We start from the raw sequence: 23,891 nt of genomic DNA, 5'->3' as shown, positions 1-23,891 counted from the left end.
CGGTCATCGTGGGTTGTTCCGATCTTTCGCGCCGAAGTGGTCGGTGATATCTGCTTGCACTGAAGGGCCGCGGTGGACACCGAAGGCGGATGCAGCCCACCGGTACCCGTTGCCGTATGCGTCACTCCGTTTCACCGCCCGGGCGATCCATCGCTCGGTCTGCGCATCGAAACCCGATGCCAGGAGCCAGATATGCGCAAACAGCTCGCAAATGCCCTCTGACTGTTCGTGAGTTGGAGCAATCTCGAACCGAGAATTTGCGATCCAGACATGGCCCAATTCGTGAGCGAGGACAGCGCCGAACAAAAAATTGGGAACATACTTGCTGATCTTGACACGGTGGTCCCACCGCGCCCCGTCGAAAGAGCTGTCGGTCATCCCCATGATGATGTCCGACAACCCGTGTTCCTGCCGACTGAGCGGGACGAGATCCACTGCGAGCCCTTTGACGCCGAACCTCAAACCGGTCGACGACAGCGTTTCTCGAAAGGAGGACAATGCGGTGCCTGCACTCACATCAAGTCCGACAATCGAAGCGGAGCAGAGCCTGCACCAGCTCCGGGCATCCGGGCTGGACTTGGACGACAGATTGCCACGAGAGAACGTCAGGTCACCGCACGACGAACAACTGCTGCAAGATTCTCTCGCGCAACCGGAGCAGAAGTAGTCCTCCCAGACGTACTGGTAGGTACCCGATACAGCCTTACTGCACCTAGCACATCGAATTTCCCTCCGCTGCAGAGCTTTACGCAACGACATAGGACATACCGTCGACAAGTGAACTTACTTCCGACGACGCAGCCCATTCCGCAGCGGTGTATTTGGACGCTTCGACAACGGTTGCAACGAAGTTTCCGACAACGGACTCGAGGACATGGGACGCCACTGTCTCGGCAACCGTCCGTGAAGCTGACCAGGCACTGTGAGTGGGTGCCAGTTCTACGCTGCTATCCGCCCCTTCGATCCATACCAAACGCGGCTGTACATCGTTCACCGTCGAAGTTCGCTCCGCAAGATCTGCATCGACCAGCTCACCCGGCAGCACGACAATGGACAAACCGTCCTCCACGCGGCGAGTGAGGTCGGTCGCCGGTCGACGGAAGCGCCCCGCGAGTAGTTCTGTAGGCCTGAGCAGTTCGATTGTCGGAGTCTGAGCGCTGTCGAACAGCACGTGTTGCGCGTGGTTTGAGTCCACCGCGACGACCTCGACGCGAAGCAAACCATCCAGCCTAGGACTGGCTGCGAACCTATCGCCCAGGGTCTGCAACAGCGAAGTGGAGCTGTGTGTGCGTGGCTCGGGAGGATTCTGATCGATCAAGTAAACGCGGAGAGGGATCTGGTCAGGCGTCTCGACATCGAAGTCGAAGAATTGAACGGTCATCACAGCCTCGCGTTACAGATCACTGGGCGGGTTGAGGTTGTTGACCCTTTTGGTCATGGTCGTTGCAGGTGCCGGCCCCGGATACCCGTAGTCGGCATGCTGCTGAAACCCACCATTCGAGCCATACACCGGTGCGCGCCCAGGGTTGTAGCTGCGTTCCATCTCGTCGGCCCACTGATCGAGTCGGTCGTCCGACACGCGCTTCGCGTGGTCGGACCAACGGCTCAGCGCCTCTTCGACGACTGCTGCTTGATGCTCGGCGACCGATGCATTGATGCGCAGCATGAGCTCCTGTTGTTTATCGGTCCGGTCCTTCTCTGCGACCTGTTCCGAGCTGCGCCGCAGCTTGGCCTTCTCGTCCGCAAGAGTTACCGACTGGGTCGCCCGTTCGACCTCGGCCGCCTCGTGACTGTCTACCACGGTGTCGTACGCAGTCCGGCTGCCCAGGTTGGACACGATCTTGAAGATGACGGGGAGCAATTCCATCGCCATGAACAACAAGGCCACCGCGTAGCGAGCCATCGCAGCCGTCGCATCGTTGCCCGAAACATCGCTCAACGCTTTCAGTCTCGCGATGATGCCCGCGTTGGCTTGCTCGAGTTCACGGCTCGTATCTTGAGCGCTGTTCACTTGCTCGGTGAGCTGATCGACCTGTTCTTGCAGGCCCGGCACCACGGCTTCAGCGTCGGCAATCGCCCGTTCGCTGCTGTCGAGCGCGTTGACTTGTACCTTGGAGACGATCGCGGCCATCTCGTTCTCTTTGTCGCGCACCTGATTCAAAGTGTCCTGCCAGCGAGCCTCGGATTCGTCAGCAAGCCTTCGCTTCTCGATGCACAGCGCGGCGCACCCTCGAATCATGGTGCCTGCACTGCCCTCTTCTTCCGCAACCGCAGCTGCGCGAAGCTGGTCGTACTCGGCCTTCTGAGTAGCAGCTTTGGCTTCGAGATCGTCGATTGCTTGCTGAGCCAAGAGAACTTCGGGGTTCTGGCTGACGTCCGCCGTCGGACCGGCATTGATCAGCGCTCGCAGCCGGTTGAGCTCTTCGATGTCGGCGTTGAGGTCTTGCCGAATCGTCGAGTTGTTGATCGACTCACGCAGGTCCTCCTGCGCGGTGAGGATATTGCGGTTCATCTGCGCGGCTATCTCACTGTCGAACACTCGCAGCATCAACGGAGTGGAAATCACAACGCCGAGAATGACGGCCAAGACGATTCGAGGCGCGGCAAGGCTCAGGTTGCGCTTCCACCCGGTTTCCTTCGCCAACCCGATCACTAGAAGCCGGTCGAGGTTGAGAATCGCGATGCCCCACACCAGCCCACCGAGCACCGCGAAGATACCTGACGCGATTCCCGTGATGGACAGGGCGTATCCAGCGGAAATCGCAGCAAAGCCCGCGGTGGTCAACAGGACGGCACCCATCGCAGATTGCTTCGGCAGCGCCCCCGGCAATTTTTCGAGCACATCGATGCGAGCGCCCGCCAGTCGGGCGAGAAAGTACTTGAGCTTCATGGGTTTTCCTTCGAGAAACGCGAACCAAGAGGGGATGTGCGCTGGGGTCGTCTGCGGACGTGCCACGCGATCGCGACAGGAAACAGCGCATAGAGAAGAGTGATCGAGATCAGAGTGGTCAGGGCAATGGGCATCTGCCAGAGCCGCGCATACCCAATGCCGGTGTAGCAAAAGTGCGTCGGCTCGATTCCGACGAACCGCTGCACTACTTGGCATATCGAGTAGTCCGGAATGCCCGAAGATGGTCCGTATATCGCTGCTGGCAGCTCGCCGATTGGGTTGTCAACTCCTGATTCGACGGACGCTTGGGCGGGCGCAGCCATCGCGTCGAGGTCTCCACGTAAGAACGCTGCAGTGACGGGAACCGAGAGAAGAATGCCGGCCACCGCAATGGCGGAAATCGTCCAGCCAGCGATAACGCTTGACTCTTCTCGCGCCAATCCTACGAACACCGCTCGTGTCGAGCGCAGCACGGTCTTGAAACTGAAGACAAAGTACAAGGCAACGACGTAGCCGAGCGGCGTCCAGATCAGAGATGCGAGTGCGACACCGGCCAGGAGTGGCATGACCGCGATCACGGATATGCAACTTTGCAGAGGGTCGGTCACAACCTGCCAGCGCGGGTGAGCGAGCGTCATGTTGGCGACCACAGGGCGATGCACGTCCGATCGTCGGTCTGCGTCCGCCTTCCGTAACCTACGTGCGCCGCGAAGTTCAGTGCGCTCGGAGGCGACGCCCACACCTCACCGAGAGCTAGTGGGACTTGGCCGACGCCACCGACGAACGCATCACTTACACCGTCGCTGCAGACGATCAGGAGACCATTGGGATCCACATCGATGGGCTGAACTGCGATTCCTGCGGCGTCGATCAGTGGGATCGACGACGTCGCGTTCCCGGCAAACTCAGCTTCCTCCGCCGATGTGGGCTTGGCTATCTGCTCCCAGGCGTCGAAGGAAGGCCCTTCGACCGACGTGGCCTTCCACGCGGTCGAGTCGCCAACGCTGGCACTCACCCCATGCCAGGGACCCGAGGCGGCGAGGCCGTCGATGACGACTACGTGCGCTGTAGTGGCCATGATCCGTCGAGCGTCTGCCGCAGTCTCGACGTCACGCGAGACTGCGGCAGCGATGTCGACTACCTCGTCGGAAGCTCGGAAGAAGAGCTCGACCCAGTCGATGTCCGGGAGCAATCCTGACGTCAGAGCTAAGCCAGAGAGCCGATCTGCAACACATCGAGCAGCCTTGTGCGACAACTGCGCGCTGCCGACGCCATCACATACGGCCAGGACTATTCGATCGGCGGCCTCCGAGTACCGGACGGCGTATGCGTCCTGACGTGGGTCGGAGAATTGGCGGTGGACAATGCCGCGGATAGAGGCGGCGCGGATGCTCCAACCCAGGAAATCGAAACCGTCACATTCGGTGTTGCTCGGCATTGCTTCGCCGAACGGAGCCCCGTAATGCGTTCCGGAATAAGCCCGTCCGGGGTCTCCGATTGTGAACGGTTCGGGATCGGCGACGGGCCAAACCCCGCCTTCCAGATTCACATCTCGTCCAGATAGTGGGTCTCGACGACGTCCTCGGTTCCTCGCGTATCGATCTGCACGGCGGGCGCACCCTCGGTCGCCGACTGGGTGAAGCTGACGACCGACTGAATAACGACCTTGGCAATTTTCTCGATCGCGGCGCCTGGGGACGCGCCAGCCTTGACGGTGAAGTACTGGGCTGGCTTCTTTCCGTTCTCGCGGTTCTGGGGATACGTGATGGCTGCAAGCGTGGATTCATTCGCGTCGCCGAACCCGAACGGGTACAGAAGCGGATACTGCTTGATCGTCGTCAGCTCCGAGAAGGCTTGCTGCCAATCGCGGTCGAGCGGCTCACCGTCGGTAATGAAGAACGCAGTGGGACGGAAGACCTTGCGCTCACCTTCGAGCTTGAGGTCCGCGATGTCACGCTCGATGGCTGACTTCAGCTCGCGGAACGCAGCCGAGAACGAGGTACCGCCCCTGACCTGCAGAAGCGAATGCCCCTGATAGATCTCGGACGCCAGGCTGATGTCGCCCATGGGGATCTCGACCTGGGCCGAATCCGCGAATGAGATGACCGAGACGCGGGCTATGTCGGCCAGCAAAGGCATGTTGCCGATCGCGTCCTTCAACTCCGACAGGCAGCCATTGACCGCATCGATGACGTCGGACATGGAGTACGACACGTCGAAGACGAGGTAGAAGGGCAGCGTCTTCGCCGCTTCGACATCGAACTTGTTGAACTCGACCACAGGGGACTCATCTCTGATCTGCACAGATCGTTCTCGAGGTGACAGCGCACGCGTCGTTGCGAGCACGGGGCGCCTGCACCAGCAATCGTCGAAGTTCAAACCGATCCGTCCAGACAGGATTGAATCGACAACTACCGTCGAGGCGTTACAGCCAAGTTCTATCAGTATCGTCTGACAACTTTCCTGCCGAATACGGGCATGCGTACCTACGAGACCCACTGTGCGAGAACTTAACCGCTCATGCGTGAGAGATAGAACAGATCCCGCGCGCCCGCTTTCGGCGCTTGAAATCAGCCATGCGTCGGTTTCGGCTGCTGACGTGACTGTCCAGGGTCTTGAGGTTGGATGGACTTCGTGAGTCCATCCAACGCAGACCATGCACGACTCTTGGACGCGATCGCCGGAGTTGCGCCCGAGCCGATTCAAGAACACTGGGTACACATCGAAGGCCGGCGCTATCCCCCGAAGCAGGTCTATCAGTTACTTACGGACATCCCGCGTGCCGCGTTCACATCGCACCGAGCACTGGCACACCTGCGCTCCCTTGGTCTGCAGACCAGCGTGTACACGCCGAAGACGAAAGCAACACAGGAGATCGTCACCGAAACGCCTGCCGTTGAGCAAAGCCTCGACTCGGCTCAGTCGTTCGCGACCTTGTCGGCGTTTATGAGCATGATTTCGCTGACTGGACTTCTCTCGTCGGCGGAGGCGTCGCTTGCCGGGGCCGACGCAGCTGACTGCTCCTCTGTTGTAGCCGAATTCGGATTCAGCGAGGATCTGCTCGACGCGGCATTGTCTGTCCGCAAACACGTCGGTCGACTTTCCGACGTCATTCATGCGACGACGATTAGCCGGTGCCTGCCCCTCATCCTGGAGAGCAATGAGACGGTTACCGTTCGCCCGTCTCTCGGCGCGGGCAACGATCCGAGCAGGCCCTTCGACCTCGAAACGGACCGTCGCATAGCAGAGTTCAAGGTCGCCCAGTGGAAGGGTGCCGACACTATGCGCAAACGCGGACTCTTCGCCGACCTCGTCCATCTTGCTCTCGACCAATCCGGCCGGCGCGCACAGCTATTCGTTGTGGGCGAGCTGCCAAGGAAATTCCTGACCACCTCGAAGTCGAGCGTGCATTGGGCGCTGGCTAGATCGTCGCCACACCTGCGAACGCGCTTCACGGATGCATTCGGTACCGATGAGATGACTGTCGCTGAGTTCACCAGCGGGCCGGGGCAAGCTGTGGAGTTGGTCGATTTGGCGAAGCTACTTCCTTCTCTTGCCGCCAGTGACGATTTATCGGCTCAGAGGTAGTCTCGCAACACCTGTGAACGGGATGGATCACGGAGCTTCTGCATGGCCTTGGTCTCGATCTGACGGATCCGTTCCGATGTAACGCCATACACCTGAGCGACTTCGTCATGCTCTGCAGGTCGCGACAACCCAAAACCGTTCCGTAGCTTGACTATCCCCGCCTCACGCTCCTTCAAGGTCTCAAAGACAGACTGCAGCTGGTCGAGAAGCAGAATGCGAGTCACGGCGTCTACTGCCTCGACCTCCTCATCATCGAAGAGATCCGAGTAGTGGCCGTCAGTTTCGTACACGAGCCACTCCAGGCTAAATACCTTGCGCGCGGCGTTCTTCAAGCTCAGGACGTCGCACTCGGTCATACCCACTTGCTCGGAAACCAACGATCGAGCCGTTGCACCGTCGACGCTGTCGGCAAGCGCGGCCTCAGCACGCCGGATCTTCGCCAGCGTCTCTTCGAGATGCACTGGCAGGCGGATCATCCGAGCTTCGTTGGCGATTCCGCGCTGAATCGCCTGCCTGATCCACCAGGTTGCGTAAGTCGAGAACCTGTGACCACTTTTGTAATCGAACTTTTCCACTGCTCGAATCAGACCAATGTTGCCGTGTTGCACGAGGTCGAGCAGATCAAGACCTCGGTACTGATGCCGCTTCGCCAATGACACAACGAGCCGAAGGTTCGCCTCTATCAGATGCTTCTTCGCGCGGTGGCCATCCCTCACTATCCAGGTCATGTCGCGTCGGAGATATTTCGGAAGTGTCGCTCCAGATTGATGCAAACGCTCGAGATGGTAGCCCGCAAAAAGTCCGGCTTCGATGCGTTTTGCGAGTTCGACTTCTTCCTGTGCATTCAGAAGACCAACTTTGCCGATCTGCTTGAGGTAGAGACTGATCCCTTCGAACGCATCGCTTTCGTCCCTCGATGGCTCAGCGACCTTACATTCGTCTACTGGTGAAACGAGGGAGTAGTTCTGCCAGGGCCTCGATTCTTCGAAGATCGACATCTAGCCGCCCAACACAGCGCTTAGGACTCGACCAGCCTCCCTCTCCAGGGACTTCAACCCCCGCTTCTCGAGCTGGTCGATGATCAGGCGCTTCAGACCCATCTCCGCCGCCACCTGCGACACCGTCCGAGGCTTCGCCCCATCGATCCCGTACCGCCGGATCAACACCGACGCCTCCCGCACATCGATAGCAGCCAGACACCGCAAAATCCCGTCGAGCTGATCCGACGTCCCGTACTGCGCCTCCGACAAAATCTCCTTCACCGTCCGCGTCCTCGACGCAGACGCCACCGTCGGTACCATCTTCGACTGCGGAATCACGATCGGCTCGATCGGCTTCGGAGCCACCGGAAGCTCGGGAAGAACCGCAGCCGACTGATCCAGCCAACTCGCGAGCACCGCACCCGCGTCGGCGAGATCGACGTCGACAACCTGCTCGGCGACGTTGGTCAGCTCGTCGAGAAACGCCTCATGCGCGCCGAAGTTCGGATCCTCGTTCGTCCCCGCCACATACATGATCACGAACGCCGCAGGCCGACCATCCGGCTTCAACCGCAGAATCCGGCCCATCCGCTGAATCATCTGACGCTTCGACGAACTACTCGCAATGATCACACCGACATCCACCGCCGGCACATCGATGCCCTCGTCGAGCACACGCGGCGCAACCAAACTCGTCAGCTCACCACTACGGAACTGCTTCAGAATCCTGGTACGCCCCACCCGGTCCAGATGACTCGAATACTGATGCGCCGCAAGCCCACCAGCCTTCAACACCTCCGCACCCTGAGCCGCAGACTCCTTCGTCTCCGAGAACACGATCGACCGCTTCGACTTCGCCAACCCCGGAGCAATCGCAGCCAACGCCTGCAGCTTCCCCTCGCAGTCCGCCAACAATGCTCGCCGCTTCGAAAACGCCGACAGATACCGGCTCGCGACCCGACTCGCAGGCAGATGCCGTTCCTTGCCCAGATCGACGACAGTCTTCATGAACTCGCCGAACGGTTCAGCAGCACAGCCATGGTCGAAGATCAGCGTGTTACGCAGAGACTTGGCCTTCTCGTCGAGATCGGCAAACTTGGTAGCTTCAGCAGCCGTGAACGGCACCGCCACCGTCATCACCCGCACCGGCGCGAGGATCCCGTCGCGTCTCCCCCGCGCTGCATCGCATCCCTTGACCAGGTTCTCGAAATACGGCATCAGGTAGGAATCGACACCGTCGTCCTGACGCTCCAACGTCGCCGTCAGACCAAGCCGCTCGTCGAAGCGGTCCATCAACACCTTCGCGTACGAACCCGCCCCGTAGCGATGTACTTCGTCCGCGACGAGCAACGCCCCGGTCCGTGGCAGCGGCGCCCCTTTGCGGACCGCTGACTGAATCGTCGTGATCAACACGTCGTAGTACCGGAACGTATCGCTGTGGTTGTTGCCGCGCCGCCCGATCCGCACGGTCGGCAACGCCTTTACCATCGCCGAATACCACTGCTCGAGCAGATCGACGCTCGGCACCACCACCATCACCTGACGACCACGACTCACCGAGTCCAGCGTCGCCGCCAACCCCACATGTGTCTTCCCGGTGCCCGTGACGGCCTCGACGATCGCGCGGTAGCCGTGCGACACCCACGCGTCGAACGCCTCTTTCTGCCACTCCCGCAGCCCCTCGGACCGCGTCGCCACCTGTGTCACAGCGTCAACCCCTGCGGCCGCACCCATTCCTCCACACCATCACGTTTTCGTCTGACCAGCTTCCGCGTAACAACCAGGTCCGCCAACAGCTGATCTACCTTCTCCGTCGACAACCCTGTAACGCGCTGACAGCGATCGACAGTCAGAGGAGCGTTGGGACGCGCTGCAGCCACAGCAATTTGACGTGCACCAGCCATCCACGACGCCACCGGTAATGCATCCAATTCGGCCTGCAAAGAACGGCTTTCGCTGACCTTCGCATGTTCCGCCACCACCGGCCGTCGACGCGGCATCACCACCGGTGTCGGAGCTGGTGGCCTGCGCTTCGACGCCCGCAAGGCATCGTCCCGAGACTTGATCTCGGCCAACGCTTCGTGAACCGCTTCGGCCGTGACTTCGAGTTCCTCGACCGTCTGCGCGACCGAAAACATGTTCTTCTTCTGCGAATACCGAATAGCCGCAATCAGGTCCTCACGCGGCATGACCCGCGCTGGCGTCGGCACCGGTTCGACGTCGTCCACGTCGTCGTCGACATCTTCGACCTCGTCTACATCCGAGGCATCAAGCTCCGGAGCCTCGTCGACGGTCTCGATGACCTCCGGCAGCGGCGCGAGTTCGACGTCGACCCGCGAAGGCTCAGGTGTGTCGACAGTGCCGAGTTCGACCACCTCGTCGTCGACCTCGGTGTCGTCGGCGTCCCGTACGAGAGCGATCGGCGACCATGCCGTCGCGCCGAAACCTTCGACGACCACCTCGACCTCGTCGCGCAGAAGCCCGACGGAATCGAGGATCTCGGTGACGGTGTCGAGCACGCGCTCTCGATCGAGAGCAAAGTCCGACGCCCGCACTCGGTGGAAAAGCCATCCGCTGCGGCGCAATTCGAACTCGCGCTCCATGCGATCCATCAACTCGTCGGCATCGACGTCGGAGTCGTCGTCGCACTCGATCGCCACCCGCACCGCAGCACCGGTGACGACGAGGTCGATGGCCATCCCGTTGACCTCGACGCGAGGATTGACGTGATAGCCGCGCTCGCGCAACGCGAGGAAGACTTGCTGCTCGAACAACGATCCGAAGTCCGGGTGCCGTGTCGTCGCCGAAACCGATTCGGGCACGGCAGGAACGGGAACCGTCGGCGCCGCCTCGACGTACGACAGCAGCGAGCGTCTCAGATCCGTCGGCGACAGTTCGTCCACGGTAACCGACTGGAACAGCCACAGCTGATCCCGAGCACGTGACGCGGCGACGTTGAATCGGCGCTTGTACACATCCGCGGTCAATGCGTTGAACGACGTCCCTGGTGCGACGACCATCGACAGGAACATCACGTCACGCTCGTCGCCCTGGAACTCGGGTGGGGTGCCGATACGGATACGCCGCTCTTCCCTCTGTTCCGCCGGAACACGCTCGAACACCAAAGACTGAATGTGGTTCGCCTGCGCAGCGCCCTGCAGGACCGCGATGCCGAACGTCTTTCCTGCGTACTCGGGATCAGCGAGGCACTGAGCAAGCTGGTCGACGACGGCCTGCGCCTCCGCGGCATTGGTAAGACGCGTGCTCGACCCAGCGGTGGTCGCACCGTCGACCAATGTGCTGCGAAGCGGCATCAGCCGGTCCGCACCGAACTGTCTGACGGGGACGAGGGGCATGTCGTCGTAGAACTGGGTCGACGACCATTCGATGATTTCGGGCATGGATCGGTAGTGCTCGCGCATTCGGACGATGTCGCCGAACTTCGCCCGCTGCAACGTGAACAGACTGGACTTCGGCGTCAGCATCATGCGAGTGCTGATCGGGACGTCCGGAAGAAGGTCGTCGAGCCGATCGAGCACCGACTGCAGCGTGTAGTTCTTGATTCCCGGAGGTGCACACTGCTTCTCGTCACCGACGAGAATGATCTTGGGCGCCAGCCACATCAGCAGCAGGCTGGTGACCTCGGACTGACTTGCCTCGTCGACGATGACGACGTCGAAGGCGTTCTGCTGCGGCGGAATCGACGACAACACCTGTGCGATCGGCATGACCCACGCCGGCACGACCGTCTGCGCATCCTTCATCGCGGCTCGTGCTGCGACGCGGTACCGCTGCGCGAGCGCGTTGGTTCCGAGTCCGGCGTTGGACATGTTCTCCTGGTACGCGCGCAGGGCCGTGACCTCGCGATTCGTCATGCGCTGCAAGCATTCCTGCCACGCCTGTTCGGCTGCGAGTTGCGCCGTGAGCGAGGACAGCTCTTCATCGATGGCATCGAGTTCGGCGTCGAGATGCTCGTTCTGGTCGGGCTGCTGAACGCTCTCGACCCACTGCCGAGTCCACCGCCACGCCCACGCCTTGGTGAACGACATTGTGGGCGGCACGAATCCGTCGTCGATAGCACGGGCGAAGATCGGCGCCTGCGCAGCGAGCGTCTCCAGAATCGCGGAATTGCCTACCGTCAGCTGAAGATCGGCGGCGAGGCGCTCGTAGGCGTCGGGATCCGCGGTTCGAAGCGCGACGACGAGGTAGTCGGAGTTCGGCACCTCGGCCGCGACGCGATCGGCGAGGGCGTTGAGTTCGGCGCGTGCCGATGCGGCGTCGGATCGATCGGTGAGACCCGTGACCTCGCTGGCGAGAGCACTGGCGTCGGCGAGGGTTGTCACCTGCGGGAGCGACGGGACCACGACACCAAGTGCGGACACGAGCTCATCACGAGCCGAGGCGAGACTGCCCGTCGCGAGGACCTGATTCCAGACACTCTGGAGTGTCTCGACGCGCTGGGTGCGGGTGCCGCCGTCGGATGGAAGCTCGATACCGATAGTGCGCAACAAGTTCGACGCATCGTCGACGGCAACGAGAGCTCGGATGTGCTCGGCGACCAGTCGCAGCTCAGAACCCGACGCGGCCGGCACGCCGTCGACCGTGGCCCCGGCGTCGAGCAGATCGGTTGATTGCGGTGACCCGTGACCGGCCTGGCCGCTTTCGTGGAGGCGAGCGGCTGCATCGAACGCGTTGAGAGCCTGACGGGAGGCGGTCGCCACGACCTGGTGCGATCCGACTGCGGCGTCGGCGCTGACCGCCACGGACAACATGGCCGACACCGTCTGCGCGCGGGACCACGAGGATCCGAGCGCGCCCGAGAGAAGACCGTCGGCGAGGGCTGTGTAGGTGGGTCCGAACGATTCGACCGTCCTGGCGCGATCGGTCAAAGCATGCGCGGACGGAAGGATGTAGTGAAGCTGTGTGGGGTCGATGTCGTCGAGACCAGCGAGACTCGACGCGCTGTGCATGCGGAGGCTGAGCGCTCGAATGTGCTCGGCGGACGGCAGATTGGGCCCTCCGGTGCTGACCGTGAAAAGCGAGGCGAAGCTGGTGTCGTCGCACGGCGCCTGTTCGGAGTGCAGCGGACCTGGGATCCAACCGAGCTCGTCCTGCTGAGCGTTCAGCTTGCCGATGATCGTCGCGAGCGTGCCCGTGTAGGAGGGCAGCGGGGAATGGATGTCGGCTTCGGACGATCGCGCGACACGCATCAGCTCTTTGATCTCGCGCCGCTGTTCTTTCGCGCTGAAGCGCTTACCCGCGAGGCTCTTAAGGCGACGGGCTGACTCGTCGGGATCGAACGAGGCTTTGCGGGAGGCGATGGTGGAGACGCTCTCGTCGAGCTCGGCCGATCCCCCACGTGCCATGTCCGTGACGGACACACAGAGATCTTGCAATTCGACGGGCAGCTTGTCCCTGAGAACTCGGAGAGCCTGGGCCTTCTCGCTGGTGACGAGGATGCGCTGCCCCTGAGCCATCAACGCAGACATCAGGTTTGCGATGGTGTGGGTCTTGCCAGTGCCGGGAGGGCCTTCGACGACGACGCCGGTGTCGTTCATGACGCGGTTGTAGATGCCGGCCTGTGCCCGGTTGGCGGGCAACGGGAAGAGCGGTTCGGCGCTGGGGGTATCACTGATCTGGGCTTCGAGCCAGTTGCGTCGGGTGTTGTCGTCGTGGCCTTCGACGAGGTGTGAGAGGCCGACGGGTACGGGTGCGCCGTTGTCGAGTGCTGCGAGCATCGCGTCGTAGTAGGACATCAGCGCGTAGGACCCGCGCTTACGCAGCACGAGTGCGGGCGACATGCGGAGGGTGTCGGCGGTGGAGTTGGCGGGCTTGTCGTGGTCCGCGATCACGGTGAGTGGCTGCTTCAGCGCGGAGGTCGCCCAGTCGCCGAGGAGCTTGGGGATGTCGGCAGAGAGCGATGACGTGATGAGCTCGGAGAGTCTGCGGTGCTGGGCTTTCGAGCCGGCGCGGTCGAAGCCGTCGAGGTCGAGGAGAACCTGCACGTCTTCGAGCCGCGGGCTGCTGGCAGGCGCGACGGTGACGAGGAGGTCACCGGTCGACTCCTCGCGGCTGATGCTGGCCTGCTGCGTGATCAGGTGGGTGGCGATCTGTTGGCCACCGATGGTGGCGTCGAGGTAGCCGGAGGCGATGACGAGCTCGAGCGACTCGGGCTGGGCGCCGAGGTCGTGGAGCATGAGGTCGACGGAACGGAAGAGTTCGGCGAAGGGGCGGCGCTGCTGGTCGTCGAGGGACCATTCATGCCATCGCTGGAGCCATTCCTGCGCTTCGGCGGGTGCGTTGGGCTTGACGGTCGGCGGGGCCGTGGATTCGTCGACGTGGTCTGCGAGACCGCGCGGCAGGCTCGGGCGCTGCTCGATGCTCATGCGCGGGATACGGACCGCGACATCACCTGGCGCGACGTCGGTGTTGACGTCGAGCTGCCGGGAGTCGTCGAAGAGCCACTCGACGCGAGCATCGGTGCCATAGGTGCGGATCGGCTTGGACTGAGCGCCCACCGTCTCGCGCAGGAACTCGAGCAGACGACGTACGCGTCCCCGAAGCTCGTCGTCATCCACTAGCGACATCAGACCTCACATTTCGACCACCGTTGAACTGCACTCAATTTATCGGTGAACTGTGACATGAAGCGTTTGGCACGAAAACAGTCGAATCGCCGGTTTTCGGACACCAGCGGGTTACGAATGCGGTTCTATCTGCACTGTTCGTCCACAGCCGGTCGCCGCAACCTGACTTCTCCGTTTCGATCCTCCAGAAATTTCATTCAAATGAATGACATCTAGGGATCTAGGGATCTAGGGATCTAGGGACGGACGTCGACCACCCTGCCTTTCTCCCACATGCAGCAGCGAGCGTTAGGGCAATCGCGTCATGACGCGACATGCAGTAGATCTGCTACAACTGTGCATGTTTCCGACGCGCCCGAAGTGGTGTGGTGACACAGAAAGTTCCACGTAGTGCTGACGGCAACCCAAGCAAACGGGTTCGAGTGGAGATATCTGCACTCGTTGTCACGCCAAGAGGCTTACTCCCCGGCGCGACCCCTAAGCTGGGCAAACAACCTGAGCTACCTACGGCCATAAGTCATACGCCCGTCCTGTACCTTGACATCGAAGAGAACAGTTGGCCCGGCACCATACAGGGGGACACTTGGACGCCACGCAACAGACACTAAGCAGCATGTGGCATAGAGGCGTCTGCGAACCCGCAATTCAATATATCCGGTTTCCCGTCTTTAAGAACTTGACCACCAATCTGACCATCGAATTTAGCCATCCCGTCACGGCACTTGTCGGACCTAACGGATCGAATAAGACTGCAATCCTCCGGGCAATGCAGGGCAGTCCATCCGGCAACGACCTCGGAAATTACTGGTTTGGCACCGCAATGGACGAAATACCATCCGAGGCGAGGCACCGGTTCATATATGGCCGCCAATCACAGTTCGCAAAGAGAACCGTTGAAGTTGTCAAGACCAGGATCGGACGACGCAACAGCCAACGCTCGCGTAAAGAGATTGACCCTGACCTGTTTGAACCGAGTCGACCCTTGACCTCCGAGCCAGATAATATGGAGAAGTACACTTTAGGATCAAATCCTTATCCGGACGGTTCGACAACGCGCTGGAATACCATTTCTAAGCCGGTGGTTTATCTAGATTTTAGATCGCAACTTTCTGCGTTCGACTGGGCGTTTCACCACTCTGAACTCAACAACCAGAAGCCTAACGCCACAGAAATGCAACTACTGCGTGCGCGGAAGGTTAAAATCCGAACAAGAGCCAAGCGACTGGCCTATGCAATAGAACATCAGCTGGACTCCGATGTCTGGTATTCGCAGGAGCGAATCATTTCACCAATTTCCGAGCTTAGCGCAGCCAAACTTGGTTGGGTTAATGAGATTCTCGGGAAAAACTACCGCTCGGTTCGTCTCATCAAACACCGGTACTTCGGATCCAACGGCGGTTGGACAATTCTAGTCCGCGCATCCGAGATGAGCTATTCGGAAGCTTTTGCGGGAAGTGGCGAATTTGCGGCGGTCATGCTTGTCAATTCAGTGCTGGACGCTAAACCAAAATCGCTCATCCTTTTGGATGAACCGGAAGTGTCTTTACATCCGTCTGCCCAGTCTTCACTTATTGAATTTCTATGCGAAGCTAGCAAGAAGCAAAAGCACCAAATAGTCTTCGCCACGCATTCGCCCGAACTCGTGCGGCCACTTCCTGCCAACGCCGTGAAAGTTCTGACAATTAGGAATGATGACGGGAAAGTTGATCTTCCTTCGCAGAAGTCGTCATCTCAGATTGCGTTTCAAGCCGTCGGCGCATCCTTCGAGCGCCCGACAATAGTCGTTGAAGACCGTCTTGCTAAGGCGTTGGTTGAAAGATCTATTCGATCAAATCCAGTGTCGAGCACCGTCCAGATCAAGCACATACCTGGCGGTGCTACGACGCTATGGAAACACTACGTTCCAATGTGGGCTCACGACGAGCGCGATGACTTGCTCCTAATTCTTGATGGTGACCAAAAGTGCGATCACCCTCCGAAAGTCGAAGACATTCCTGATGCGAAACTCGAAACGGAGTTGGCGCGGTCACTCGGAGGCAACGAAGCAAAGCTCCCCTACGGTTCGACCGAAACCGATTCGGCAGAAAACAGAAAAAAGTCAGTCATCAAGGTACTTACATGGCGAAAGCAATACGTCGAGTTTCTGCCCTGCGAAACTCCCGAGGATTTCCTTTGGAATTTCCGATCAGTAGATGGCGAAAACGACGAGGGCAGCACACTAAAGCACGCTTCAGATATTAAGTTGCGTTGGAAAAAGTACGTGGAATCGCAACTAGGCCTTGTTGCAGTCAACGGAGAGCAGATCCTAACGCTACAGTTGCAGGCTCTGGCACGAGTACCAGCCGATCATCCGGCACTGGCCGCTATACTAGCAGTTGTGACCAGCTTCGCGTACGGTGTTAACTCATGAAGGCTAGCGAAGTGGGTGTTGTCGACTTCTTTTCAGGTTGCGGTGGTACCAGTCTTGGTTTCCTGAACGCTGGCATGAAAATCCGAGGCGGAATTGACTTCGATGCCGACTCGGCAGGGACTTTCCGCCGAAACTTTCCGAATTCCGAATTTATCGAGGACGACATTCGTTCGGTGTCACTCGACCGGATCCGAGAACTCATGCCCGACGGGCCAACCTTATTTGCGGGGTGCGCACCTTGTCAGCCGTTCTCGCGTCAGAACAAGAATCAGTCAAAAAGAGACCCGCGCCGAAGCCTACTAGCGGAGTTCGGCCGCATCGCTACTTCACTTCGACCCGAACTGGTCGTTGTTGAAAATGTTCCCGGTCTACAAAAACCGCTTAGAGGCGGCCCATTCGACGAATTCATATCGAATCTGCATAAAGCCGGCTACGACACCAATGTGGCGATTCTACGAGCGCTCGAATTCGGCGTACCTCAGGAGCGTAAGCGTTTGGTTGTGGTTGCATCACGAATCGGACCCGCGAGCCTTCCTGCTGCAACGCATGTGCTAACCCGGAAGCGGGCCAAAACGGTTCGCCAAGCAATTGGAAAGCTTCCAGCGCTCAAAGCCGGCGAAGTGGACGCGAAAGATCCCGACCACGCTGCAATGAAGCTTGCTGACATCAACCTAGCGCGAATAAGAGCTACTCCAGAGGGCGGGGATCGACGCGATTGGGATTCCGATCTTGTCGCCGAATGCCACCGCGAACACAGCGGACATACTGACGCTTACGGTCGCATGTGGTGGGACCGACCGGCCTCCGGGCTGACAACTCGATGCATCTCCTACTCGAATGGTCGCTTTGGGCACCCTGAGCAGGATCGTGCGATAAGCCTTCGGGAGGCTGCGTGTCTGCAGACCTTTCCGAGGTCGTTTAAGTTCACCGGAACACTAACGTCACGAGCTAAACAAGTAGGAAACGCAGTACCGCCGCTTATGGCTCAGCGGATTGCAGAGGCTTTAACGGCCCCTCTGTAGAGCCGATGGTGCGCATGAGATTGCATCTGGAACAGTGCAGAGAATCAGACGCACCTTGAACGACGGAGTTTGTTCGATCGAGCACGGCCACCTCGCCGACGAGGACACCGTCGCGCATATCGGTGAGAAGGAAGTCTGGCTCTCTATGCAGCCGTTCGCCGAAGACGACCACCACTACCCGGACCCGGACCGGTCCGAAAAGAACCGTCGGATCTGCCACGGCACCGATGACGTCTACCGCTGGGCGAAGAAGCACGGCGTGAAGGTTGCTTTCGGTACGGACCTGCTTCTCGAACCGGAGTCGGCACCTCGACAAAGCGTCATGGCGGCTCGTCTCGGCGACCACTACACCAATCTCGAGGCGCTGAAGATGCTCACGTCGGGCAACGCCGAGCTGTTCGAGATGGCAGGCGAACGCAACTCCTACGCGTCGGCAAAGCTGGGCATCATCGCACCCGGCGCGTGGGCAGACATGCTGGTCGTCGAAGGCAACCCGATCGAAGACCTCTCCTTGATCACCGACCCACAGAAGAACTTCAAGGTCATCATCAAAGGCGGTGTGATCGAGAAGAATTCGCTGTAGATGCAAACCACTTCTGACCTGCAATTTCGACGACGTCAGGAATTTTCGCGTCGACGGGCCCCGTTGACCCACGTATGACTTCTATTGCGATCATCGGCGCAGGTGCCGGCCTCGGAGCCGCAGTTGCGCGCAAGTTCGGCTCGGAAGGCTTCTCCGTCGGCCTCATCTCACGCAACCAGGGACGCGTCGACGCACTCGCCGACCAATTGGGCAAGGACGGAGTGTCAGCCCGAGGGTTCGCAGCAGACGTTCGCGACCCGGCATCGATCTCCCGAGCGCTGGAACAGGTCACCGAAACCCTCGGACCCATCGAGGTCTTGCAGTACAGCCCGCTGCCACAGAAGGACTTCATGCGACCTGTCCTCGAGACCACGCCCGCCGACATGGTTGGCCCGGTTGAGTTTTCGATCTATGGGCCGATCGCTGCGGTCCATCAGGTCCTCCCCGGCATGCGGTTCCTGGGCGAGAACAAGGGCACCATCCTCTTCGTGAACGGCGGATCCGCGGTGAAGCCAGGACGGGCAGTCACCGGAACGTCGATCGCGTTCGCAGGCCAGGCCGCCTACGCGCAGCTCCTCAACGAAGAACTCGCCGACGAGGGCATCCAGGTGTCACAGCTGATCATCGGTGGCGCCATCGATCCCTCGAATCCGGAGAAGAGTCCCGAGGCACTCGCGGAACATCTGTGGGACCTGCACACCAAGCGCGACCGCTTCCGTTTTCAGGTGAGCGCAGACTGACACCGTACGTATTTCGAGCCACACCGCGAAAGGGCACCGACGAACCGTGACCAGCAACGCGCCCCGCGTCGAACTCGGCATTTGGCCGACCCCGCTCGAGCCGGCACCTCGCTTGGCCGAAGCCATCGGGCTCCGATCCTCCGACCTGTGGATCAAGCGCGACGACCTCACGGGATTGGCCGCTGGTGGCAACAAGATTCGCAAGCTCGAATGGACGGTCGGCGCCGCACTCGCCGAGGGCGCCGACGTTCTCGTCACCACCGGTGCGCCGCAATCCAATCACGCACGCCTGACTGCGGCTGCGGCCGCGCGCCTCGGACTGCGCTCGGTACTGGTCTTCCCAGGAGCACCGGTCCACGAGCAACAGGGAAATATTCTGCTCGACGCGTTACTCGGCGCCGAGATCGTCTGGACAGGACCAGTTCCCGACGGCGTGGACGTGCAAGTGCTTCTCGACCGAACCGCACGTTCGACGGCAGAGGAGCTGCGTCGCGACGGTCGTCGTCCTGCGATCGTCCCTTTCGGCGGCTCGAATGCGGTTGGCGCACTGGGATATCGCGATGCTGCGGCAGAAATCCTGCAGCAACGACCCGACGTCGACCATGTTGTGTGCGCAGTCGGCTCCGGCGGAACGATGGCCGGGTTGGTCGCGGGCCTCGGTCCTGACCGTGCGCTCGGCGTCGACGTCGGCGCTGTGCCGGATGCGGCTGCCCGCGTCGCGCACATGCTCGGCGAACTGGGTGCGACCACGACTGCGACCGATCTGAACATTCGTGCGGATCAAGTCGGCGAGGGCTACGAACATCTCACCCCTCAGGCTCAGAACGCTCTGGTGACCGCAGCGCGAACCGAGGGGTTGATCCTCGATCCGACGTACACGGCTCGGGCGCTGGCCGGTCTGAGCGCTGCGGTGTCGGATGGGTCGATCAGTCCTGGGGACACGACCGTGTTTCTCGCCAGCGGTGGCCTGCCCGGGCTTTTCGGTCACCCGGAGGTCCAGGGTATCTCGACCTGGGGATAGGGAGTCTGCCGTCCGGACGTGTCGGTGCGGGATGCCAGGATGGTCCCATGTCATTTCTCGACGAAGGCTTCATGCCGCCGGAGGCCTGTGTGCAGTGGTGCCAGCTGCGCAGCTACGACCTGCACGTGCTCGACGACGGCGTCCTCGTCGACCTCGACTGGTGGAACACGCATCTCGAGCGCGCGGGGCTCGACACCCGGCTACGTGGACGCAACCTCGACGGCGCGATCGTGTCCCACGGCGGAGCGACGGTGCAGCGCAACGACCTTCGCATCGACACCGAACTCGCCGAGGGTGAAGACAAGTCACTGGGCCTGCTCTTTCTCTGTGCGGCGTGGCAGGGCAGCCACAAGAATCGCAAAGCCATGCGACGGTTCCCCGACGTCAAGGACCCGCACCTGGCCCGCCCGGAGATGAACCCCGTCGCGAAGACGCTCGCAGTGCTCGACCGGTGCATCAAGGACCGGGTCGTACCCGAGCTTCCGAACGGTTCGTGGTCCGGCTGGCCCGACACCCCGGGCGTGGGGATGTCGCTCATGGCCACGTTCCTGTGGGCATCCAAAGCATCGGTCACTGGAGGCCGAGCACAGCTGATCGATCAGTTCGGCGTCTCCACCCTGATCCACGAAGGCTGGCTGGAGGATCCCGCAGTCACCGGCTTCACCCGACGCAGATACGACCGGTACGTCGAACTGCTCACGTCATGGGCGACCGATATCGGCACCAGTCCGGAACTGGTGGAGATGTGGCTCGTGCAGCGCTGGAGCGCCCGAGTCCGCGAAGCACGGGACGGAAGGCTTGCCGAGCCGACGTTGTTCTGAGCCGCCAGCGGCCCGAGGAAAGTACAACAACACGTCTATAGCTACGTTTACCCCCAGCAAAGTACAATAGCGGGGTCGTTATCGAACTTTCTTGGAGTCCGCCATGCAACTGCCAGCGCACGGCCATGAGGTAAGACCGTGGAGTCCGGGGCGACGGCAGGGATCAAAGGCCGACAGGACGCTCGACCGCATCGACGTCGCGATACCTCCCAGGATCGCCGACGTCGAGTACGTCGCGCCCGCCGACATCGCAGCAGTATTGGAGTCTGCGGCGATCGCGGTCGCCAGACTCGAAGCGGGCTTCGGCGAACACCTCGCGCCGCTCGGCGATTTCCTGCTTCGAAGCGAATCAGTTGCGTCGTCGAAGATCGAGAGCGTGAACGCAGGCTGGCACGCCTTCGGTCGCGCACTGGCCGGCGGCAAGGCCACCGATGACGCCAAGTCACAGCTTGCTGCGGTACATGCACTTACCGCCATGGTCGACGCAGCAGGACGTCGCGAGATCACCGTCGACGATCTACTCGAGGCACACCGACTACTGATGGCACCGGACTTCTACACAGCTCATGACAGTGGACGAATCCGCACCGTTCAGAACTGGATCGGTGGCAGTGATTACACACCGATCGGCGCGCTGTACGTGCCTCCGCCACCCGAACTAGTTCCGGGCCTACTCGACGACTTGATCCAGTTCGCGAATCGCTCCGATCTGCCCATCGTCGCGCAGGCCGCAATCGCTCACGCACAATTCGAATCCATCCACCCGTTCACCGACGGCAACGGTCGAATCGGACGCGCGCTCATCAGTGCGATTCTGCGACGTCGTCAGTTGACGCGTCGCATCACTGTTCCGCTCGCGTCCGTAATGCTGGCGGACACGAACAAGTACTTCGCACAGCTGAATTCGTACAGAACCGGCGCGGTGGACACGTTCGTCGACTACCTCGCACGAGCAGCTAAGCATGCGAGCAATGCGTCAGAAGATTCTGCGCGAGCGCTGGCTGAACTTCCGGAGCGATGGACCCTCCGGGCTCGACCACGCGCGAATTCCGCTGACGAAGCGCTGATCTCACAGCTACTCGACGCCCCGATACTGAATGCAGACTCAGCGCAAGCGATTACGGGCACGTCTGACGCCAGCACCTATCGCGCGCTCGGCCGTTTGACGGACTCAGGTGTTCTCGAGGTCATTTCGGCAAGCAAACGACATCAGATCTGGGCGGCGACGGACGTGCTTGCCGAGCTCGATGCACTCAGTAGAGCTATCGGCAGGCGCGTTCTGGATATCCCCTAGCCGCGCGCATCCCCGACGGGTGCGGACACGGAGTACGGCCGCGACACGTTGTCGACCTTGGATGCACCTGGTTCCCAATGCGAGATCCATGGCCCCGTGCCCTCACTCTGGTCGAGTACGCCTGCCTCCATCCAGGTGTACGTGCCGTCGAGCAGACCGGACGCGATGTGATGATCGGTGTCGTCGGTGTTCTTCCACAGTGCATCGAAGAGTTTCTCCGCACGCAGCGTCGACTGCTCACAGAACGCCGCAGCCAGCGCGTAGGACGCTTCGCCTTGTGCGGCGTCGTCGGCCCGCTGGCTTTCCGCGCGGACGATCACCGCGGACATGGCGAACAACTCGGCCCCGATATCCACGATGCGACCGAGGAATCCTTGCCGATACTCCAGCTTCGCCTGCCAACGCGCCATCCCGTACAGCATCGAGCGGGCAAGTTTGCGGGAACTGCGCTCGACGAAGCGCAAATGTGGAGCAAGCGAACCGAATTCGCTGTACGACGTCGGCAACTGCCCCTTGCCCGCGACGAGTTGCGGCATCCACTTCGCGTAGAACTTGCCGGCCTTGCCCGCGGCCTTCGCCTTCGTATTCAGATCCGCCTTCGGGTTCACCAGATCGCCGGCCGCAACGAGGTGTGCATCGGATGCCTCGCGCGCGACGAGCAAACGCATGATTTCGCTCGACCCCTCGAAAATCCGATTGATCCGCATGTCGCGTAACAGCTGCTCGGTCGGGACGGCACGCTCGCCACGCGCTTTGAGTGAATCGGCCGTCTCGTATCCACGTCCACCACGGATCTGAACCAACTCGTCGGCGACGAGCCACGCCATCTCACTGGACCACAGCTTCGCGAGCGCGGCCTCGATTCTGATGTCGTTGCGACCTTCGTCGGCCATCTGCCCGGATAGGTCCAGGACAGCTTCGAATGCGTAGTTGGTGGCTGCGATGAACGACAGCTTGCTCTCGACGGCCGCATGCCGACCCACCGGCCGCCCCCACTGCACACGCTCGGCGGACCATTCGCGAGCGATCTTCTGACTGAGCTTCCCTGCTGCCGAGCACATGGCAGGAATCGCCAGACGACCGGCGTTCAACGTGGTCAGCGCAATCTTCAGACCGTCACCTTCACGCCCGATCAGATTCTCCTTCGGCACGCGGACCTTGTGCATTCGAGTGACGCCGTTCTCGATGCCGCGTAGTCCCATGAACCTGTTGCGCCGTTCGACGGTGATGCCAGGCGAGGTGGCCTCGACAACGAATGCCGAGATTCCACCGCGATGGCCCTCGCTCTTGGGCACTCGCGCCATCACCACCAGCAATTCCGCGACGACGCCGTTGGTCGTCCACAGCTTCACGCCGTCGAGTTGGTAGGCGTCGCCGTCCTCGATCGGAACGGCGGCGCTTGCCATGCGCGCAGGATCGGATCCGACGTCGGGTTCGGTCAGCAGGAAGGCCGAGATCGCTCCTTTCGCACATCGCGGCAGGAACTCTTCCTTCTGCTCTTGGGTGCCCGCAAGCTTGAGCGGCTCGGGCACGCCGATCGACTGGTGCGCCGACATGAGCGCGCCGAAGGATGCGTGCACCGAGCTGATCAGCATCAATGCCTTGTTGTAGGCGACTTGGGAGAGTCCGACTCCCCCGTACTCCTCGGAGATTTTGAGGCCGAAGCACCCGAGCTCGGCAAACCCTTTGACGTACTCGTCGGGAATGCGTTCTTCACGCTCGATCACCGAGCCGTCCACTGTGGCGCAGTACGCGGCCAGCTTATCCAGGAAGCGGTCGCCCTTCGCGGCGTCCTCGGGCGTCGGCTTCGGATAAGGGTGAACCAGATCGAGCTGGAACCGCCCGAGGAACAGTTCTTTGCAGAACGAAGGTTTGTCCCACCCTTCGGTTCGCGACTCCTCGGCGAGGGCTCGCGACTGTTCTTCGGTCACGTTCGACTTCTGAGTGGTCACCAT

The 23,891-nt window shown here is 61.0% G+C and carries 17 protein-coding genes and 1 pseudogene; 8 read left to right on the top strand and 10 right to left on the bottom strand.

Annotated elements, in window-relative coordinates:
- Nucleotides 1-3: 3 nt before the first annotated feature.
- The 6 genes from RhoFasB10_RS04900 to RhoFasB10_RS26575 all read right to left on the bottom strand — a co-directional run bounded on the left by RhoFasB10_RS04900 (nucleotide 4) and on the right by RhoFasB10_RS26575 (nucleotide 5,170).
- A complete protein-coding gene (locus RhoFasB10_RS04900; protein WP_167675389.1) occupies nucleotides 4-516 on the bottom strand; it encodes a protein DA1 in 513 nt (170 codons plus the stop codon).
- 229 nt (nucleotides 517-745) lie between these two features.
- Nucleotides 746-1,381, bottom strand: a complete 636-nt coding sequence (locus tag RhoFasB10_RS04895; RefSeq protein WP_167675387.1) for a hypothetical protein — start codon at nucleotides 1,379-1,381, stop codon at nucleotides 746-748.
- A 12-nt stretch (nucleotides 1,382-1,393) separates the two neighbouring features.
- Nucleotides 1,394-2,890, bottom strand: coding sequence for a DUF4407 domain-containing protein (locus RhoFasB10_RS04890; protein WP_167675385.1), 1,497 nt, complete (start codon nucleotides 2,888-2,890; stop codon nucleotides 1,394-1,396).
- Entirely contained in the window at nucleotides 2,887-3,528 is a 642-nt protein-coding gene (locus RhoFasB10_RS04885; RefSeq protein WP_167674342.1) for a hypothetical protein, read from the bottom strand. Before RhoFasB10_RS04885 ends, RhoFasB10_RS04890 begins: the two co-directional genes overlap by 4 nt.
- Nucleotides 3,525-4,328: a protein phosphatase 2C domain-containing protein gene (locus tag RhoFasB10_RS04880; protein WP_157105405.1), complete on the bottom strand. Its 804-nt coding sequence runs from the start codon at nucleotides 4,326-4,328 to the stop codon at nucleotides 3,525-3,527. Before RhoFasB10_RS04880 ends, RhoFasB10_RS04885 begins: the two co-directional genes overlap by 4 nt.
- Before the next feature lie 107 nt (nucleotides 4,329-4,435).
- Nucleotides 4,436-5,170 (bottom strand): VWA domain-containing protein, encoded by a 735-nt coding sequence (locus tag RhoFasB10_RS26575; protein WP_068430360.1) that lies wholly within the window; start codon nucleotides 5,168-5,170, stop codon nucleotides 4,436-4,438.
- A 387-nt stretch (nucleotides 5,171-5,557) separates the two neighbouring features.
- Between RhoFasB10_RS26575 and RhoFasB10_RS04870 the strand changes: the two genes are divergently transcribed.
- Nucleotides 5,558-6,478, top strand: a complete 921-nt coding sequence (locus tag RhoFasB10_RS04870) for a PE-PGRS family protein (protein ID WP_157105404.1) — start codon at nucleotides 5,558-5,560, stop codon at nucleotides 6,476-6,478.
- Here RhoFasB10_RS04870 and RhoFasB10_RS04865 read toward each other — a convergent pair.
- The 3 genes from RhoFasB10_RS04865 to RhoFasB10_RS04855 are packed head-to-tail and all read right to left on the bottom strand — an operon-like array spanning nucleotide 6,469 to nucleotide 14,045.
- A complete protein-coding gene (locus RhoFasB10_RS04865; RefSeq protein WP_167675383.1) occupies nucleotides 6,469-7,476 on the bottom strand; it encodes a sigma-70 family RNA polymerase sigma factor in 1,008 nt (335 codons plus the stop codon). The genes RhoFasB10_RS04870 and RhoFasB10_RS04865 overlap by 10 nt on opposite strands.
- Complete coding sequence (locus tag RhoFasB10_RS04860) at nucleotides 7,477-9,165, bottom strand: DEAD/DEAH box helicase family protein (protein WP_167674340.1); 1,689 nt, start codon at nucleotides 9,163-9,165, stop codon at nucleotides 7,477-7,479.
- Nucleotides 9,162-14,045 carry an AAA domain-containing protein gene (locus tag RhoFasB10_RS04855; RefSeq protein WP_167675381.1) on the bottom strand — a complete coding sequence of 1,628 codons (4,884 nt, stop codon included), beginning with the start codon at nucleotides 14,043-14,045 and terminating at the stop codon, nucleotides 9,162-9,164. Before RhoFasB10_RS04855 ends, RhoFasB10_RS04860 begins: the two co-directional genes overlap by 4 nt.
- Nucleotides 14,046-14,721: 676 nt before the next feature.
- Between RhoFasB10_RS04855 and RhoFasB10_RS04850 the strand changes: the two genes are divergently transcribed.
- From RhoFasB10_RS04850 to RhoFasB10_RS04820, 7 genes and pseudogenes are all read left to right on the top strand, one after another.
- Nucleotides 14,722-16,455 carry an ATP-binding protein gene (locus RhoFasB10_RS04850; RefSeq protein WP_167675379.1) on the top strand — a complete coding sequence of 578 codons (1,734 nt, stop codon included), beginning with the start codon at nucleotides 14,722-14,724 and terminating at the stop codon, nucleotides 16,453-16,455.
- On the top strand, nucleotides 16,452-17,477 hold the full coding sequence (locus RhoFasB10_RS04845) for a DNA cytosine methyltransferase (RefSeq protein WP_167675377.1): 1,026 nt from the start codon (nucleotides 16,452-16,454) through the stop codon (nucleotides 17,475-17,477). The genes RhoFasB10_RS04850 and RhoFasB10_RS04845 overlap by 4 nt, the downstream gene beginning before the upstream one ends.
- A gap of 43 nt (nucleotides 17,478-17,520) precedes the next feature.
- Nucleotides 17,521-18,060, top strand: a pseudogene (locus RhoFasB10_RS04840) (amidohydrolase family protein); the annotation flags it as partial.
- A gap of 74 nt (nucleotides 18,061-18,134) precedes the next feature.
- Nucleotides 18,135-18,800, top strand: coding sequence for an SDR family NAD(P)-dependent oxidoreductase (locus tag RhoFasB10_RS04835; protein ID WP_167675375.1), 666 nt, complete (start codon nucleotides 18,135-18,137; stop codon nucleotides 18,798-18,800).
- Between the two features lie 46 nt (nucleotides 18,801-18,846).
- Nucleotides 18,847-19,821: a D-cysteine desulfhydrase family protein gene (locus RhoFasB10_RS04830; RefSeq protein WP_167675373.1), complete on the top strand. Its 975-nt coding sequence runs from the start codon at nucleotides 18,847-18,849 to the stop codon at nucleotides 19,819-19,821.
- Nucleotides 19,822-19,868: 47 nt separating this feature from the next.
- Complete coding sequence (locus tag RhoFasB10_RS04825; RefSeq protein WP_167675371.1) at nucleotides 19,869-20,642, top strand: hypothetical protein; 774 nt, start codon at nucleotides 19,869-19,871, stop codon at nucleotides 20,640-20,642.
- Nucleotides 20,643-20,745: 103 nt separating this feature from the next.
- Nucleotides 20,746-21,936 carry a Fic family protein gene (locus RhoFasB10_RS04820; protein WP_167675369.1) on the top strand — a complete coding sequence of 397 codons (1,191 nt, stop codon included), beginning with the start codon at nucleotides 20,746-20,748 and terminating at the stop codon, nucleotides 21,934-21,936.
- On the opposite strand, the gene RhoFasB10_RS04815 is transcribed toward RhoFasB10_RS04820, so the two are convergent.
- Complete coding sequence (locus RhoFasB10_RS04815; RefSeq protein WP_167675366.1) at nucleotides 21,933-23,891, bottom strand: acyl-CoA dehydrogenase family protein; 1,959 nt, start codon at nucleotides 23,889-23,891, stop codon at nucleotides 21,933-21,935. The two genes, RhoFasB10_RS04820 and RhoFasB10_RS04815, sit on opposite strands and share 4 nt — an antisense overlap.

It is taken from the genome of Rhodococcus sp. B10 (assembly GCF_011770055.1).
In the GTDB taxonomy this organism is placed as follows: domain Bacteria; phylum Actinomycetota; class Actinomycetes; order Mycobacteriales; family Mycobacteriaceae; genus Rhodococcoides; species Rhodococcoides kyotonensis_B.
The sequence above is the reverse complement of the archived record's forward strand: the minus strand, read 5'-3'. Positions and strand labels throughout refer to the sequence as shown.

Coding starts and splice junctions, on each gene's coding strand:
- RhoFasB10_RS04895 (WP_167675387.1), bottom strand. CDS start 1,381: ATGACCGTTCAATTCTTCGACTTCGATGTCGAGACGCCTGACCAGATC.
- RhoFasB10_RS04890 (WP_167675385.1), bottom strand. CDS start 2,890: ATGAAGCTCAAGTACTTTCTCGCCCGACTGGCGGGCGCTCGCATCGAT.
- RhoFasB10_RS04885 (WP_167674342.1), bottom strand. CDS start 3,528: ATGACGCTCGCTCACCCGCGCTGGCAGGTTGTGACCGACCCTCTGCAA.
- RhoFasB10_RS04880 (WP_157105405.1), bottom strand. CDS start 4,328: ATGCCGAGCAACACCGAATGTGACGGTTTCGATTTCCTGGGTTGGAGC.
- RhoFasB10_RS04865 (WP_167675383.1), bottom strand. CDS start 7,476: ATGTCGATCTTCGAAGAATCGAGGCCCTGGCAGAACTACTCCCTCGTT.
- RhoFasB10_RS04855 (WP_167675381.1), bottom strand. CDS start 14,045: ATGTCGCTAGTGGATGACGACGAGCTTCGGGGACGCGTACGTCGTCTG.
- RhoFasB10_RS04845 (WP_167675377.1), top strand. CDS start 16,452: ATGAAGGCTAGCGAAGTGGGTGTTGTCGACTTCTTTTCAGGTTGCGGT.
- RhoFasB10_RS04835 (WP_167675375.1), top strand. CDS start 18,135: ATGACTTCTATTGCGATCATCGGCGCAGGTGCCGGCCTCGGAGCCGCA.
- RhoFasB10_RS04825 (WP_167675371.1), top strand. CDS start 19,869: ATGTCATTTCTCGACGAAGGCTTCATGCCGCCGGAGGCCTGTGTGCAG.
- RhoFasB10_RS04820 (WP_167675369.1), top strand. CDS start 20,746: ATGCAACTGCCAGCGCACGGCCATGAGGTAAGACCGTGGAGTCCGGGG.
- RhoFasB10_RS04815 (WP_167675366.1), bottom strand. CDS start 23,891: ATGGTGACCACTCAGAAGTCGAACGTGACCGAAGAACAGTCGCGAGCC.